Origin of the sequence: Pseudomonas sp. PDM20 (assembly GCF_014852575.3) — a bacterium.
Taxonomy (GTDB): domain Bacteria; phylum Pseudomonadota; class Gammaproteobacteria; order Pseudomonadales; family Pseudomonadaceae; genus Pseudomonas.
Window position 1 is genome coordinate 223,792 of the sequence record NZ_CM181224.1, and the last position, 15,564, is coordinate 239,355.

General features: G+C 65.8%; 16 protein-coding genes and 2 pseudogenes. 6 read left to right on the plus strand and 12 right to left on the minus strand.

Annotation, left to right across the window (positions count from 1 at the left end):
• Positions 1-77: 77 nt before the first annotated feature.
• The 4 genes and pseudogenes from IB261_RS01060 to IB261_RS01075 all read right to left on the minus strand — a co-directional run bounded on the left by IB261_RS01060 (position 78) and on the right by IB261_RS01075 (position 2,243).
• The gene (locus IB261_RS01060) at positions 78-584 is read right to left on the minus strand and encodes a nucleoside 2-deoxyribosyltransferase (RefSeq protein ID WP_192383411.1); all 507 of its coding nucleotides are present in this window, start codon (positions 582-584) and stop codon (positions 78-80) included.
• A 2-nt stretch (positions 585-586) separates the two neighbouring features.
• Positions 587-1,021 (minus strand): annotated as a pseudogene (locus IB261_RS01065) (calcium:cation antiporter family protein); the annotation flags it as partial.
• A gap of 60 nt (positions 1,022-1,081) precedes the next feature.
• A pseudogene (locus IB261_RS01070) lies at positions 1,082-1,669 on the minus strand (calcium:cation antiporter family protein); the annotation flags it as partial.
• Between the two features lie 94 nt (positions 1,670-1,763).
• Positions 1,764-2,243, minus strand: coding sequence for a hypothetical protein (locus tag IB261_RS01075; protein ID WP_192225562.1), 480 nt, complete (start codon positions 2,241-2,243; stop codon positions 1,764-1,766).
• A 198-nt stretch (positions 2,244-2,441) separates the two neighbouring features.
• On the opposite strand from IB261_RS01075, the gene IB261_RS01080 reads away from it, so the two are divergent.
• Together IB261_RS01080 and IB261_RS01085 are read left to right on the plus strand one after the other, a co-directional pair.
• Positions 2,442-3,392 carry an adenosine deaminase gene (locus tag IB261_RS01080; protein WP_081518807.1) on the plus strand — a complete coding sequence of 317 codons (951 nt, stop codon included), beginning with the start codon at positions 2,442-2,444 and terminating at the stop codon, positions 3,390-3,392.
• A gap of 138 nt (positions 3,393-3,530) precedes the next feature.
• Complete coding sequence (locus IB261_RS01085; protein WP_151188961.1) at positions 3,531-4,211, plus strand: SDR family NAD(P)-dependent oxidoreductase; 681 nt, start codon at positions 3,531-3,533, stop codon at positions 4,209-4,211.
• Between the two features lie 154 nt (positions 4,212-4,365).
• Here IB261_RS01085 and IB261_RS01090 read toward each other — a convergent pair whose 3' ends face one another.
• A complete protein-coding gene (locus IB261_RS01090; RefSeq protein ID WP_192383409.1) occupies positions 4,366-5,247 on the minus strand; it encodes a LysR substrate-binding domain-containing protein in 882 nt (293 codons plus the stop codon).
• Positions 5,248-5,348: 101 nt separating this feature from the next.
• On the opposite strand from IB261_RS01090, the gene IB261_RS01095 reads away from it, so the two are divergent.
• A complete protein-coding gene (locus IB261_RS01095) occupies positions 5,349-6,278 on the plus strand; it encodes an AEC family transporter (protein ID WP_151188963.1) in 930 nt (309 codons plus the stop codon).
• Between the two features lie 209 nt (positions 6,279-6,487).
• Positions 6,488-6,850, plus strand: a complete 363-nt coding sequence (locus IB261_RS01100) for a PilZ domain-containing protein (protein ID WP_017521274.1) — start codon at positions 6,488-6,490, stop codon at positions 6,848-6,850.
• Between the two features lie 211 nt (positions 6,851-7,061).
• On the opposite strand, the gene IB261_RS01105 is transcribed toward IB261_RS01100, so the two are convergent.
• From IB261_RS01105 to IB261_RS01135, 7 genes are read right to left on the minus strand one after another with little or no spacing between them, the layout of a single operon-like run.
• Complete coding sequence (locus tag IB261_RS01105; protein WP_151188964.1) at positions 7,062-9,158, minus strand: flagellar biosynthesis protein FlhA; 2,097 nt, start codon at positions 9,156-9,158, stop codon at positions 7,062-7,064.
• A gap of 2 nt (positions 9,159-9,160) precedes the next feature.
• Positions 9,161-10,294 carry a flagellar biosynthesis protein FlhB gene (gene flhB, locus IB261_RS01110; RefSeq protein WP_192210440.1) on the minus strand — a complete coding sequence of 378 codons (1,134 nt, stop codon included), beginning with the start codon at positions 10,292-10,294 and terminating at the stop codon, positions 9,161-9,163.
• A complete protein-coding gene (fliR, locus tag IB261_RS01115) occupies positions 10,287-11,087 on the minus strand; it encodes a flagellar biosynthetic protein FliR (RefSeq protein ID WP_192383408.1) in 801 nt (266 codons plus the stop codon). The genes flhB and fliR overlap by 8 nt, the downstream gene beginning before the upstream one ends.
• 4 nt (positions 11,088-11,091) lie before the next feature.
• On the minus strand, positions 11,092-11,364 hold the full coding sequence (locus tag IB261_RS01120) for a flagellar biosynthetic protein FliQ (protein WP_045213351.1): 273 nt from the start codon (positions 11,362-11,364) through the stop codon (positions 11,092-11,094).
• Positions 11,365-11,386: 22 nt separating this feature from the next.
• Positions 11,387-12,139 (minus strand): flagellar type III secretion system pore protein FliP, encoded by a 753-nt coding sequence (gene fliP, locus IB261_RS01125; RefSeq protein ID WP_151188966.1) that lies wholly within the window; start codon positions 12,137-12,139, stop codon positions 11,387-11,389.
• Positions 12,139-12,510 (minus strand): flagellar motor switch protein FliN, encoded by a 372-nt coding sequence (gene fliN / locus IB261_RS01130; protein ID WP_081518793.1) that lies wholly within the window; start codon positions 12,508-12,510, stop codon positions 12,139-12,141. The genes fliP and fliN overlap by 1 nt, the downstream gene beginning before the upstream one ends.
• The gene (locus tag IB261_RS01135) at positions 12,507-13,346 is read right to left on the minus strand and encodes a FliM/FliN family flagellar motor switch protein (protein ID WP_081518792.1); all 840 of its coding nucleotides are present in this window, start codon (positions 13,344-13,346) and stop codon (positions 12,507-12,509) included. Before IB261_RS01135 ends, fliN begins: the two co-directional genes overlap by 4 nt.
• A 452-nt stretch (positions 13,347-13,798) precedes the next feature.
• On the opposite strand from IB261_RS01135, the gene IB261_RS01140 reads away from it, so the two are divergent.
• Positions 13,799-15,199 (plus strand): sigma-54 dependent transcriptional regulator, encoded by a 1,401-nt coding sequence (locus IB261_RS01140; protein WP_151188968.1) that lies wholly within the window; start codon positions 13,799-13,801, stop codon positions 15,197-15,199.
• Positions 15,200-15,221: 22 nt separating this feature from the next.
• On the plus strand, positions 15,222-15,557 hold the full coding sequence (fliE, locus tag IB261_RS01145; RefSeq protein ID WP_081518791.1) for a flagellar hook-basal body complex protein FliE: 336 nt from the start codon (positions 15,222-15,224) through the stop codon (positions 15,555-15,557).
• Positions 15,558-15,564 lie beyond the last annotated feature (7 nt).

Here is a 15,564-nt window from a genome sequence, read left to right on the forward strand (position 1 = left end):
CGAGGGCGCGTTTTTTGTTTCGTTGAACTGCAGGTGGGAGCGCCCCTTCGGGCGCGAATCGCGCGCATGGCCCGCTCCTACACGTGCACCAGCTCCTTGCACAGCAGCTCCAGTGCCTCCCGCGCCCCGCCCACGGCGATCTTCGCCGGTACGCCGAGCATCAGGTTCAGCGGCAGGCCGAAGTTTTCGATCTGGTTGCCGTCACGGTCGCAGCCCGGCTCGTCGCCTTGCCACTCGCAGGGCAGGCGCTCGGCACAGGTGCCGCCTTCGTCGATGTAGCCGAACAGCGGTTTGCCCAGCGCGGCGGCGTAGCCCAGCTCGAAGGCCGTGCCGCTGTCCGGCTCGGCGCCGCGAAAGGGATTGAGATTGGCCAGCACCGCGTCCGCCTGGCGGATCAGGTCGAGGTTCGCCTGGTAGATCCAGCGCGCCTGCGCCACCGGCTCAATGATCCCCTCCGGCACCGAATGATCGAGCGGGTACAGCCCCTGCACGCCGAATTCGGCGCACAGCGCCTTGAGCCGCTCGCCCTGCTCGAAGGCGTCGGGGAGGAACACGTCGGGGCCGGCGAGGTACAGCTTGAGCATGGTCAGAGTCCCATGAACGACAACATCAGGAAGGTGGCGAACAGCACGAAGTGGGTCATGCCCTCGATGGCGTTGGTCTTGCCGTCGTGCAGGTTGTAGCCGGCGACCATCAGGGTGATGAACATCATGCCGGTCTGTAGCGGGGTCATCGCCATCTGGATCGGCTGGCCCTTGAACAGCGCCAGCGCCTCGATCACCGGCACGGTGAGGATCACGGTGGACAGCGACGCGCCCAGGGCGATGTTGACCACCGGCTGCATGCGGTTGGCCATGGCCGCGCGCAGGGCGGTGAGGATTTCCGGGCTGGCGGAGATCGCCGCCACCAGCAGCGCTGGCACGATGGGCGGTACGCCGCTGCCTTCCAGGCCGACGTCCAGGGCCTTGGACATCACCTCCGCCAGCGCGCCGATCAGCACCACGCCGACCACCAGCAGGGCCATGGATTGCTTGCTGGTGCCGGGAGCCTCGTGGCCTTCGCCATGCTCGCCGTGGGTGGCGTAGTTGTAGCTGAAGAAGTAGCTGTGCTGGCCGGTCTGCATGCGCAGGAACAGCGCGTAGAGCATGACCATGCAGCCGATGGTGAAGAACGAGTAGAGCTTCCACTGCTCGGCCGGGATCAGCTCCGGCACCACCATCGAGATGCCCACGGCGGTGAGGATCATGGTCACGTAGGTCTTGCCGGAGTCGTCGTTGTACGACTGCTCGCCGTGCTTGAGGCCGCCCAGCAGCGCGGCCAGGCCGAGGATGCCGTTCATGTCGAGCATCACCGCGGCGTAGATGGTGTCGCGGGCCAGGGTCGGCGAATGGTTGTGGTTCATCATGATCGCCAGGATCACCACCTCCACCAGCACCGCCGCCAGGGTCAGGATCATGGTGCCGTAGGGCTCGCCGACCTTCTCCGCAAGAATCTCGGCGTGGTGCGCCACGCGCAGGGATACGCCGATGATCACCGCCAGCAGCGCGCTGGCGGCGATCCCCGCGAGCATCTTGCCGCCACCCAGCAGGCTGTGCTCCAGCGGGTACACGGCAATCGCCACCAGCAGGGCAAGGAGGAGGAATTTTTCTTCTTTGAGCGCGCGCAGCATCGAGGGGGATGTCCATTGGCGTAAGAGGCGAGTGCGCCATCTTAGGCAATGCCCGGTAAGCGCACCAGCGCGCGACGGCGTGCCGCGCGGGCCCTCAGTGAAGCCGGCTGGTGCGCTCGAGGAACTGCTTCTGCGCGGCGAAGATCTGTTCGGGCATTGCCCGCAAGCTCCGGTAGGTGGTCGCCAGGCTCTGCGCCAGGGTCTCCTTGTTCGCCTGGTCGGTGGTCTCCGCGTAACGCTTGAGCTGCTGGTAGTAGCCGATCTGCAGTTCGTAGTAACGGGACAGGCTGCTGGCGAACGGGCCGGCGTCCTCGCTGTGCGGGAGTTGCTGCACCTGGTTCAGGTTCCTTTCGAGCTCGGCGATATGCTCGCCGGGGCTCTTTGCCGGCGCCCCGCGGCCTGGGTTGTGGCCGGGGTCGAAATCGCCGTTGATCAGGCCTTCCATGTCCCGGTCGATGCGCTGCACGTTGGAGAGGAAGGCGGAGGTCACCACCTCGTTGTATTTCAGGTCACCGGGCTGCCCGCAGGCGATCAGGGCCAGCGGCAGCAGCAGGGCCAGGAGAGTCTTGTTCATGAGGCGGGCCGGGTGGATAGGTGGAAGGCGATTCTAGAAAGGGACCCGGTCGGAAGATTTCGCGGATATCTGTCTTTTGCGTCAGAATTATCTCTGTCCACTGCGTGATGGGGCTCGTCGCCCCGCTGCCAATTGCTTGCCGGGTCCGCCTGTGTGCCAATCACCGGCGCCTGACCCACCGATAACGAGACCTCACCCATGTACGACTGGCTCAATGCCCTGCCCAAGGCCGAACTGCACCTGCACCTGGAGGGTTCGCTGGAGCCCGAGCTGCTTTTCGCCCTGGCCGAGCGCAACAAGGTCGCCCTGCCCTGGGGCGACGTCGAGAGCCTGCGCAAGGCCTATGCGTTCAACAACCTGCAGGAATTCCTCGACCTCTACTACGCCGGCGCCGACGTGCTGCGTACCGAGCAGGACTTCTACGACCTGACCTGGGCTTACCTGGAGAAGTGCAAGGCGCAGAACGTCATCCACGTCGAGCCGTTCTTCGACCCGCAAACCCACACCGACCGTGGCGTGCCCTTCGAGGTGGTGCTGCGTGGCATCCAGGGCGCGCTCAAGGATGGCGAGAAGCAGTTGGGCATCAGCCATGGCCTGATCCTCAGCTTCCTGCGCCACCTGTCCGAGGAAGAGGCGTTCAAGACCCTCGACCAGGCCATGCCGTTCCGCGACGCCTTCATCGCCGTCGGCCTGGACAGCTCCGAAGTCGGCCACCCGCCGAGCAAGTTCCAGCGCGTGTTCGACCGCGCCCGCGCCGAAGGCTTCCTCACCGTCGCCCACGCCGGCGAAGAAGGCCCGCCAGAGTACATCTGGGAAGCCCTGGACCTGCTCAAGATCGAGCGTATCGACCACGGCGTGCGCGCCATCGAGGACGAGCGACTGATGCAGCGTATCATCGACGAGCAGATCCCGCTGACCGTCTGCCCGCTGTCCAACACCAAGCTCTGCGTGTTCGACCACATGCGCGAGCACAACATCCTCGACATGCTCGAGCGCGGCGTGAAGGTGACGGTGAACTCGGACGACCCGGCGTATTTCGGCGGCTATGTCACCGAGAACTTCCAGGCCCTGCACGAGCACCTGGGGATGACGAAGGAGCAGGCGCAGCGGCTGGCGCAGAACAGCCTGGATGCGCGGTTGGTGAAGTAAGGCCGACCCTGACCCTCTCCCTTTGGGAGAGGGCCTGCTCGCCGTCCCGATCCGTCCCCTGATCTGGCGCCCGCGACCTTTCGCGCAACCCCTGCTACCCCTATAAGAACGCCTCTCCCACCGACACGAGGTAGCAGCATGAACAGGATCGTCGCCATCACCGGCGGCTTCGGCCATCTGGGTAGCGTGGTCGGCCAGGCGTTCGCCGACGCCGGCTGGCAGGTCGCGTTGCTCGACCGCGCCGTCGGCCCGCGTTATCCACAGGCCGGCGCGCTGTCCATCGGCGGCATCGACCTCACCGACCCGGACGCCGCCCGCACCGCGCTGGAACAGGTCAACGAGCATTTCGGCGGCCTCGACGCGCTGATCAACGTGGCCGGCGGCTTCCACTGGGAAACCCTGGGCGATGGTGACATCGACACCTGGGACCTGATGTACCGCATCAACCTGCGCACCGCCGTGGTCTCCAGCCAGGCTGCGCTGGCGCACCTGAAGGCGCGCGGACACGGGCGCATTCTCAATATCGCTGCCGCAGCTGCGACCCGCGCGGCGCTGGGCATGGGGGCCTATGCGGCGTCCAAGGCCGGCGTCATGCGCCTGACCGAAGCGCTGGCGGAGGAACTGAAGGACGCCCGGATCACCGTCAACGCGCTGATGCCGAGCATCATCGACACCCCGCAGAACCGCGCCGACATGCCCACTGCGGAATTCGACCGCTGGGTGAAGCCGGAGCAACTGGCGGCGACGCTGCTGTTCCTCGCCTCGGATGCTGCGGCGGCCATTACCGGCGCGTGCATCCCGGTGACCGGCCGGGTCTGATCGCGCGGCTTCCGTAGGGCGCATAACCCGGCACGGGTTATCCGCCGCGCTGGCGGATAACGCCGTAGGCGTTATGCGCCCTACGTGTTCATCGGCGCCGGCGTAAACCTGTAGGAGCGGGCATGGCGCGCTCCTGCAATGTGAACCCGAGGCCTCAGGCCTCGACGGCCCCCGCGCTGCGCAGGAAAGCCGCCAGGCACGGGTTGTCGTTGTGCGGGCTCCAGGCCGCGCCGTACTCCACCTGCGGCGACCGGCCGATGGCGCGGAAGGCCACGCCGGGCAGTTGCATGCGCCGCATCGAGTCCGGCACCAGCGACACGCCCAGCCCCTCGGCCACCAGGTTGACGATGGTCTGCTGCAGGTGCGTCTCCATGCGCACCGCCGGGGCGAAGCCGTGCTGGCGGCAGCAGTCCATCACCGATTCGTGCAGGGCCGGTGCGGTAGCCGGCGGGAAGGTGATGAAGGGTTCGCCAGCCAGCTTGGTCACGTCCAGTTCCGCTTCCTGCGCCAGGCCGTGTTCGGCCGGCAGCACCGCGCACAGCGGCTCGCGCTGCAGCGTGCGATAGAGGCGCTGGCCCGGTTCGCGTTCGGGGAAGGTCAGGGCGACGTCCACCTCGCCGCTGTCCAGCGCCGGGCCCAGGTCGCGCGGGAGCATCTCGTTGAGCACCAGCTTCACCTCCGGGTGGCCGTCGGCGAAGATTTTCAGCAGGCGCGGCAGCAGCGTCCAGGCAGCCAGCATGGTGAAGCCGATGCGCAGCTCGCCGCGCTCGCCGCGTGCCGTGGCGCGTGCCGAACGCACGGCAAGATCGAGACCGGCGAGCAGCGCCCGGGCCTGCTGCTGGAAGTCGCGGCCGGCGGCGGTCAGCTCCACCGAGCGCGAATGCCGGGCGAACAGCGGCGTGCCCAGTTCTTCTTCCAGCGCGGCGATCTGCCGGCTCAGCGGCGGCTGGGTGATGTGCAGCGCCTCCGCGGCTCGGCCGAAGTGCAGGTGCTCGGCGAGGGCGAGGAAATAGCGCAGCTGGCGGAAGTCGATCATCGATACGGTTTGGGTATGGATTGGCGCTTTAGTAAGCATTGGACGGTATCGATTGGCAACCCTATGCTCGCCTGCCGCTCCCGCTCTCCAGGTTCCCTGCCATGCACACCGTGTTCGCCGTCGTCCTGCCGATCTTCGCGCTGATCCTGGTCGGCTGGCTGTGCCGGCGCACCAACCGTCTCGGCCCGCAGGCAGCCTCGGAGATCAACAAGCTGGTGGTCTGGCTGTGCCTGCCGGCGCTGCTGTTCAAGGTCACCGCCACCGCGACCTGGGCGGAAATCTGGCAGCCGGGCTTCCTCGCCGCCTTCACCGGCGGCTGCCTGCTGGTGTTCTTCGCCACCCTCGTCTGGCGCCTGATGCAGGGCCGTGCGCTGCCGGCGGCGAGCATCGACGGCCTCAGCGCGTCCTACGCCAATACCGGGTACATGGGCATTCCGCTGTGCCTGCTGGTGTTCGGCCAGGACGGCCTGGAGCCGGCGTTGATCGCCTCGCTGCTGGTGGTCTGCGTGCTGTTCGCCATCGCCGTGGTCTGCATCGAGGTCGGACTGCAGGAAGAGAAACACATCGGCCGCGCCATCTGGGTGGTGAGCAAGGCGCTGGGCAAGAACCCGCTGGTGGTGTCGCCGATCATCGGTGGCCTCTGGGCAGTGACCGGTCTCGGCCTGCCAGCGCCGCTGCTGCACTTCCTCGACATGCTCGCGGCTGCCACCACGCCCTGCGCGCTGGTCTCGCTGGGCCTGTTCCTGGCGCAGAAGCAGGAGGGCGAGCAGGTCGGCGCCTGGCCGCTGGTGGCGATCAAGCTGGTTGGCCAGCCGCTGCTCACCGGTTTCCTCGCCTACAAGGTCTTCGACCTGCCACCGCTGTGGGCGGATTCGGCGCTGCTGCTCAGCGCGCTGCCCACTGGCACCGGGCCGTTCATGCTTGCCGAGTACTACCAGCGCGAGGCCGCGGTGGTGTCGCGGAGCATTCTGGTGTCGACGCTGGGGTCGTTGGTCACGCTCTCCCTGTGTCTGCTGTGGATCGCCCGATAGCAGATGTGGCGTAGGAGCGGACTCGCGGATCGCAGGGAGTCCGCTGCAGGGTTGCAGCGCCGGGCGATGGAAGGTGTGGCGATTTCGTGGCGAATACTGGCCAGTTGATAGCTTTTGAGTTCGTTTGAGGTGCTGGCGCTGCTAGGATGCGCGCGCGTTTCGCTCCCTGAAGCGCCCGTCCCAGAGCCCGTTCCCTACAAGAGGCCGCCATGCGCAAGCACCGCCGTTTGACCTTCCGCCACATCGGCCAGATCAACGTGACCAATCGCCTAAGCGGCGACCCCATGGGGGTGGTCCTGGACGTCTCGATGGGTGGCCTGCGGCTGGTGACGGAGGAGCCGCTGGCGCCGGGCAGTTGCTACGACATGCGCCTGGAGATTCCGGTGCGCGAGGATCACACCCGCTCGGTGGACATCACCGCGATCTGCCAGTGGTCGAAGAAGGACGCGAAGAATGCGCGCTTCGAGCAGGGCTTCAAGCTGGACCGGCCGAGCGCGGCGTTCACCGAGCTGGTGACGTCGATGTCGGTGAGTTTCAACCGCAGTCTGTTGGGGAGGGCGCGGTTGTCCTGATGGGGTAGCTCGGCGCTCGGGCTGGCCCTCACCCTAACCCTGGCTGCGCGCCCCGCTCCGGAGGGAGAGGGGACTGTCCTGAGCGGGTTGATAGTCATGCGCTCGCCGCCTGACTCCGAAACAACTGAAGAGTGCCGAACGGCTCCCTCTCCCTCTGGGAGAGGGCCGGGGTGAGGGAAGCCCCCGTGCCGGAGTTTTACCTGAAGGACAGTTAGCCCAGCGTCCCCATAATCTGCACCCCCACCCGCTCCGGAATCTCGTTCTGCGACAGCACGTGCAGCCCCGGGCTGAACACCCGTGCGTAACGCGCCAGCAGCGGTCGCAGCTGCGGCATCACGGTGAGGATCGGCGGGTGGCCTTCCTTGCGCAGCTTTTCCTTCACCACCGGCATGCTGTGCTGCAGCTGGTTGAGCAGGCTGGGCTCCACCGGGATGTTGTCCAGGCTCACCGGGCCGGCCTGCTGGGCGATGCTCAGGGCGCCGAGCAGGGTGTTTTCCAGGGCGTTCTCCAGCACGAACACGCTCAGCTCCGGGCGGTCGCCGGCAATCGACGAGACGATGCTGCGGCGCAGCGCGTAGCGCACATCGGAGGCCAGCAGCACCGGGTCCTTGGTGGTCTCGCTGCCTTCGAGCAGGGCGCTGGCGATGGTGACGATGTCCTTGAGCGCCACTTCCTCCTGCAGCAGCTGGCGGAATACCCGGTGCTGCTGCGAGTAGGTCAGCTGCGCCTTCAGCGATTCGGCCAGCTTGGGCGCCTGCAGGGTCAGGCGCTGCATCAGGTGCTCGACGTCGTCGTGCTTGAAGATGTCCGGCAGGTGCTCGCGCACCACCTTGTTCAGGTGCGTGGCGACCACGCTGGCGCAGTCGATCACCTGGTAGCCCAGGTTCAGCGCGCGGGACTTGTCCGCCGGCAGAATCCACACCACCTGCATGCGGTAGGCGGGGTCAACGCCGAGGATGCCGTCGATCTCGCCGTAGAGTTCCGGCGAGGGAATCGCCATCAGCCGGTCAGCGTGGATTTCCGCGCCGTCGATGCGCTCGCCGTTGATGTGGATGGCGTACTGCGAGGCCTTCAGGCGCAGGCTGTCGCGGATCTGCACTTCCGGCAGGAGGAAGCCCAGGCTTTCCGAGAGCGTCTGGCGCACTCCGCGAATCCGTTGCGGCAGCGGCGCGCCGCTGGCCTCGTTGACCAGGCTGACCAGCTTGTAGCCCAGCGAGATCGACAGGCGCTCCACCAGCGGGATGTCTTCCCAGCCCAGTTGCTGCGCGCGCTCCTGGTCCATCGCTTGCGTCAGCGCCTGGGTCTGCTCCAGCGTAGTCGCCTCGATCGGCGGGCCGGCCAGCGACAGGCGCCAGGCGATGAAGGCCACCAGCGCGGCGAAGGCGAAGAACGCGATGTGCGGCATGCCCGGAACCAGGCCGAGCACCACGAGGATGCCGGCGACGGTGTACAGCAGCGACGGCGAGGCCAGCATCTGCTTGCGCACCAGGCTGGTGATTTCCGCCGACTCGTTGACCCGCGTGACGATGATCGCCGCCGCGGTGGACAGCAGCAGTGCCGGAATCTGCGCCACCAGGCCGTCGCCGATGGTCAGCAGGGCGTAGCGCTGGAAGGCCGCACCGGCCGGCAGGTCATAGACGAACACGCCGATGGCCAGGCCGCCGAACAGGTTGATCAGCAGGATCAGGATGCCGGCGATGGCGTCGCCGCGGACGAACTTCGAGGCGCCATCCATCGCGCCGTAGAAGTCGGCTTCCTTGGCCACTTCCGAGCGGCGGCGCTTGGCTTCGTTCTGGTCGATCAGGCCGGCGTTGAGGTCGGCGTCGATGGCCATCTGCTTGCCGGGCAGGGCGTCCAGGGTGAAGCGCGCGGTCACCTCGGAGATACGCTCGCCGCCCTTGGTGATGACCATGAAGTTGATGATCATCAGGATCACGAAGACGATCAGGCCGACGATGAAGTTGCCGCCGATCACCACGTGGCCGAAGGCTTCGATCACCTTGCCGGCCGCGCCCGTGCCGGTGTGGCCGTCGAGGAGCACCACGCGGGTGGAAGCGACGTTCAGGGTCAGGCGCAGCAGCGTGGTGACCAGGATCACCGTGGGCAGCAGGGAGAAGTCCAGCGGACTTTTCGACGACACGCTGACCAGCAGCACCAGGATCGCCACCACGATGTTGAAGGTGAACAGGGCGTCCAGCACCAGCGGCGGCAGCGGCAGGATGATCATCGAGAGGATCGACAGGATGATCAGCGGGATGCCGATGCGGCCGCTCTGGAAGGTCGGCAATAGTGACTGCAGTAGGCGCATGGTCAGACTCTGTTCAGCAGTTCTTCGGGAATGGGGACGTTCTTGATCAGCTCCGGCCGTTCACGGCGCCCGGAGCGCCAGGCCTTGAGCTGGAGGATGTAGGTGAGGACGTGGGCCACGGCCTTGTACAGCTGCGCGGGAATCTGCTGGTTCACCTGGGTGGTGGCGTAGATGGCGCGCGCCAGCGGCGGCAATTCGAGCACTTCCAGGTCATGGGCCTTGGCCAGCTTGCGGATGTACAGCGCGGTCTCGTCCAGGCCCTTGGCGACCACGTAGGGCGCCTGGGCCTTCTTCGGGTCGTAGCGCAGCGCCACGGCAAAATGCACCGGGTTCACTATCACCACGTCGGCGGTCCTGATCGATTTGCTGATCTGCCGGTGCACCAGCTGGCGCTGCATCTGGCGGATGCGCGCCTTCACTTCCGGTCGGCCTTCCTGGTTCTTGTGCTCTTCCTTGCGCTCCTGCTTGGTCATGCGCAGCTTCTTCTTGAAGAAGAAGTACTGGATCGGGATGTCGATGACCGAGAACAGGATGAACACCACCAGCAGCGACAGGGTGATGTCGTAGAAGGTGCCGAAGGCGGCGGCAATGGCGCTGTGCACGTTGCTGCGCTGCAGCGCCAGCAGGCCGGGCAGGGCGCCGTGCAACTGATAGAGGGCGACGAGGATCAGCACGACGATCTTGAGCAGCGACTTGGCCAGCTCCGTCCAGTTCTGCATCGAGAAGATGCGCCCAAGCCCGGTGATCGGGTTGAGCTTGGACAGCTTGGGCATGAAGTTCTTGCTGGAGAAGATCCAGCCGCCGGGGATCATCGAGAACAGCACCACCAGCAGCGGCGTGACCAGCAGCGGCAGCAGCGTGGTGATGAACAGCACCAGATGGTGGCCTAGCACCAGCGGCAGGTCGTCCAGGCCGATCTCGCTGTGCCGCAGATCGATGAAGGACAGCGCAAAGCCCTGCCTGATGCCATCGTAGAAGTGCTCCACGCAGAACTTCAGCGCGACCAGCGTGGCCAGTAGCGAGAGGGTGGTGGAGAGGTCCTTGGAGCGGCTGACCTGGCCGTCCTCGCGGCTCTTTTTCAGCTTCTGCTGGGAGGCCTCTTCCGTTTTCTCCTGGGCGCTGTGCTGGTCAGCCATGGCGCCCCTCGCGGAAGATCACGCCGATGGCATCGAGCAACTGGCGGGTGAGCTTGAGGTAGTTCTCGGGGATGTCCGGCAGGGTCAGCCAGATGCACGCCAGGCCCGCGATGATCGCCATGGGAAAGCCCAGGGAGAACAGGTTGAGTGCCGGCGAGATGCGGTTGAGCAGGCCGAAGCAGAACTGCACCAGGGTCATGCAGAACACCACCGGCAGGGTGATCAGCACGGCGGCGGAGAACACCCAGGCGAGGCTGCCGGCCACCGACTCCAGTCCCAGGTAATGCAGCCCGCTGCCTACCGGCCAGTAGATGAAGCTCTGGTAGAGGATGCTCACCACCAGCAGGTGGCCGTCGATGGAGAGGAACAGGAACACCAGCAGGATGAAGTACAGCTGGTAGAAGATCGAGGACGACGACACGCCGTTCATGGGGTCGTTGTACACCGCCATGCTCAGGCCCAGCTGGGTGGATATCATGTCGCCCACCAGGGTGAACACGGTGAACACCAGCATCAGCGAAAGGCCCAGCATCAGGCCGAAGACGATCTGCTCCAGCGCCACCAGCAGGCCCTGCGCGGACAGCGGATCGATGGCTGGCGGGCGCGGCAGCGCGGCGCCCAGAGCGACGGTCAGGGCCAGGCCGAGGAGGATGCGCAGGCGCATGGGGATCGCCTTGTGGCTGAAGATCGGCGCCAGGGCGAACACCGCCATGATCCGGCAGAAGGGCCACCACCAGGCCTGCAGCGTTTGCAGGTAGTCGAAGGCCTGCAGGATGGATGCGCCTTGCTGCATGGCATCAGCCGACCAGGCGGCCCGCCTGGTGGAACGACTCGATGAACAGCTCCGAGAGCGTGCGCAATATCCAGTGGCCGGCGAACACCAGCATCCCCAGGGTGATCAGCAGCCGCGGGAGGAAGCTGAGCATCTGCTCGTTGATCTGCGTGGCCGCCTGGAAAATGCTCACCAGCAGGCCGCCGATTAGGCTGGGCACGATCAGCACGCAGACGATCAGCGCGGTGATGTGCACGGCGTTGGAGACGATATCGACGGCGCTTTCCGGAGTGAGCATCTTTGGTTTTCCGTCAGGGCCGCTAAAACGGCTGCACGCTGCTGGTCAGCGTGCCCATCATCAGGGCCCAGCCGTCCACCAGCACGAAGATCATCAGCTTGAACGGCAGCGAGATCATCATCGGCGAGAGCATCATCATGCCCATCGCCATCAGCACGCTGGCTACCACCAGGTCGATCACCAGGAACGGGATGAAGATCATGAAGCCCAGCTGGAACGCTGTCTTCAGCTCGCTGAGCACGAACGACGGCAGCAGCAGGGAGAAGTCCAGGTCGTTGAGGTTCTCCGGCACCGTCTCGCCGGCCAGGCTGACCATGGTTTCCAGCGAGGTGCGGTTGGTCTGCGCGAGCATGAAGCGGCTGAGGGTCTGCTTGGCGCGGCCCAGGCCGTCTTCCAGGCTGATCTGGTCGGCCTCGAAGGGCTGGTAGGCATTGCTGTAGACGTCCTGCCAGACCGGGCGCATGACCAGCAGGGTCATCACCAGGGCGATGCCCACCAGCACGTTGTTCGGCGGGCTCTGCTGCAGGCCGATGGCCTGGCGCAGGATTGCCAGCACGATGACGAAGCGGGTGAAGCAGGTCATCAGCATGAGCATCGCCGGAAGGAAGCCCAGCAGGGTCATGACGATGAGGATCTGCAGCTTGACGCTGAAGGCCTGGCCGTCCGCCGTATCGTGCAGGTTGAACAGCGTGACCTCGCCGCCGGCCGCCTGCGCGTAGAGCGGGCAGAGCGCGGCGATGAGCAGGCCAAGCGTGGCCAGGCAGCGGGACAGCATCACGCCGTCAGGGCGTCGAGGCTGGCGCCGCACAGTTCGAGCACGCGCAGGCCGTAGTTGCCGTTCATCACGACCACCTCGGCCTTGGCGAACAGCGCGCCGTTGACCTTCACGTCCAGCGGCTCGCCGGCGAGCTTGTCGAGGATGATCACGCTGCCCCCGTCCACGTCCATCAGCTCCTTCAGCGAGATTTCCACCGAGGCGACTTCCAGGGTGACGTTCACCGGGATCTTGCCGAAGAAGCTCAGGTCCTGCTGCGGCAGCGGCGCGCGCACCGGCTCGGCGGGGATGTCGGTGACGTCCTGGGTGAGGCCCAGGTCGCCGTCGTTGATCAGCGACTCGAACTCGGAGTCGGAGAGAGAACCGGTCATGGGTTTTTCACGCTTTCCAGGGAGGAGAGGAAGAGGGTGCCGTCGTCTTCGAAGATGGCGCCGCGGAACAGCTTCTGCTGGTTGACCCGCACTTCGACGCGCTCCAGCGGGCGGATCGTCAGCACATCGCCCGGCTCCAGGGCCAGCACCTGCGACAGCGGCAGGCGCGCGGCGGCGACCACGCAGTCCAGGCGCAGCGGCAGGTGCTTGATGTGCTCCACCGGGTTGCCGGTGAGGCGCGGCGGCGGCGGGCCGGCGAGGCGGCGGGTCAGTTCGTCCGCCAGCGGGTTGTCCAGGTAGAGGTAGAGCGAGGAGCGCTCGCCCGTCAGGTGGCTGACGTAGCTGAACTCGGCGACGTACTCCCACTGCACTTCTTCATAGGTGGGGTCGATCTGCTGCAGACGGCCGACCGATTCGCCCATCAGCAGGGCGCGGCCGAACAGGTCCACCACGTCCAGGCCGAGGCGGTCGAGCATGCGCTGCTCGGAGCTGCTGATCGGCGGCGTGTCGCGATTGGCGACCACGGTGCCGCCGTAATAGCACTCGATGACTTCGGTGAGCAGGGCGCGGTCCATGGCGAAACCGAACTTGCCCAGGGGCGAATCGAATAAACACTCCAGCTCACGGGGAAGTTCCTCGTGAATGCTCAGGTTATCCAGTTCGAGATTGATTCGATAATGCCGCAGGAAGTAGTCGCTGATGATCCTCGGATACTTCCCGGAGATCTCTTTGATGTACTGCGGAATCTTGTGATAATGCCGGCCGAGTTTCTGCGGTTTCAGTCGAATCAGACTATCGGCGGGCACGCCATGGTGGACTTTTGATTTACCAGTCATGCTCAGCGTCGTACTTCCAGGTTCGATCTGCCATCTGCCCAAGGACACGGGAGGTGTCATGACCGCCGGGATCGGCTGATCGTTGCTCGCGGCATGCTCTGTCTTTCAGGAAGCCCGTGACTGCTGCGTCACAGGCTGCTGACGTGGCGCAATGATAGCGATCTGAGGTCGTGCGATTAAATCAATAGATATCAAATGCTGTTTTTGACGGAACTTTTTGTCTATTGATTTAAATTAATCGGCGGGAAGCTATGGCGTAGTGCTGGCACTTGTTAGTGTGGGTGAGTTAGTTACAGGTTGCAGCGACTTCAGTTGTGACGAAGTTGTTGCAATGCCACCCGTGAGATAGCCGATCCGCAAAGAAGTTCCGCAGTCGCCGATAACAGTTTTCGGTCGATGCTGGCGTTGAGCGAAGGAGGGTTGTCGAACGCACTAGCGAATGGAAAGTTGCGGTGAACAGTTTAAGCCAGTCGATCGACCAATTATGTGAAACGCTGCTCGAAGAGCGGCCGGCGCAGAAAAAAGTTGCGATCATCGGGCCGTCCTCGGACGCCGCTCACGCCCTCCTTTTGCAGACGCTGCTGGCCGAAGGCTGCCGCGTTGAGCGCTTCTCCGGCTTCGCCGAATTGGCCCGTGCACGCAGTGACGCTGCCCTGCTGTTCATCCTCGCCGGCGCCTTCCCCGCCCCGGACCTCTATGCGCAGGTCGGCGCGCTGCTCAGCGATGGCCGCGAGCGCGACGTGGTGCCCATCGTCGGCTATGAAGAGCAGGACAAGGCCGCCACCCTGCTCGACCTCGGTTGTGTCGACTACCTGCTCTCGCCCTTCGGCGCCGGCCAGCTGGCCGCACTGCTGCGCCGCCAGGAGGCCTCCAGCGCCGCCCAGGAGCTGTTCGTCTCGCGTTCCCAGGCCGGCCGCCGCCTGCTGGCCATGGCGCAACGGGTCGCACAGACCCGCGCACCGATCCTGGTCACCGGCGAAACCGGTACCGGCAAGGAACTGCTGGCCCGCTACATCCACGGTATCGCCAGCCCGGACGCGCCATTTATCGCGGTGAACTGCGCGGCGATTCCCGAGGCGATGCTCGAATCCATCCTCTTCGGCCACGAACGCGGCGCCTTCACCGGCGCGGTGACTGCCCAGCCGGGCAAGTTCGAACTGGCCAACGGCGGCACCCTGCTGCTGGACGAAATCGGCGAATTGCCGCTGGCCTTGCAGGCCAAGCTGCTGCGTGTGCTGCAGGAACAGCGCGTGGAGCGCCTGGGCGGCCGCCGCGAGATCGAACTGGACGTGCGCATCATCGCCGCCACCAACCGTGACCTGCAGGCCGAAGTCAGCGAGGGGCGCTTCCGCGCCGACCTGATGTTCCGCCTCGACGTGCTGCCGCTGCACATCTCGCCCCTGCGTGAGCGCAAGGAAGACGTGCTGCCGCTGGCGCGCCGCTTCATCCGCCAGTACGCCCCGCAGGATGCCGAGCACGACCTGCTCACCGAAGCCGCCGGCCGCGCGCTGCTGCAACACGACTGGCCGGGCAACGTGCGCGAGCTGGAGAACACCCTGCAACGCGCCCTGGTGCTGCGCAACGGCCTGTTCATCCAGCCCCGCGACCTCGGCCTGGCCGCACCGCAACTGCCGCTGGCCACCGTCGCGGCGGTGATCCCGCTGGCGGCCGAAGGTGGCCGCGCCGCGCTGCGCGCCAGTGGCAAGCTCGCCGAGTACCAGCATGTCATCGACACCATCCGCCGCTTCGGCGGGCACAAGACCAAGGCCGCCGAAAGCCTGGGCATGACCACCCGCGCGCTGCGCTACCGGCTCAACGCGATGCGTGAGCAGGGCGTGCAGGTGCAGTTCTGATTCGTTTCCGGGGGAAACTTCCATGAGTTCGATCATGCAGGTGCAGCAGGACATGCTGGACCGGATGAACCGTTACGCCGACCTCGCCAGCGGCCCGGCCGTGCGGCCCGCCGCGCAGCTCTCCGGCAGCGCGCAGGCTCCGGGCATCGGCGCCAGCTTCGAGCAGGCGCTGCGCTCGGTGGACGCCGAACAGCACAAGTCCAGCGCCGCCATGGCCGCGGTGGACAGCGGCCAGAGCGAAGACCTGGTCGGCGCCATGATCCAGAGCCAGAAGGCCAGCGTGTCGTTCTCCGCGCTGCTGCAGGTGCGCAACAAGCTCACCGGCGCCTTCGACGACATCATCCGCATGCCGCTGTAAGGACTGA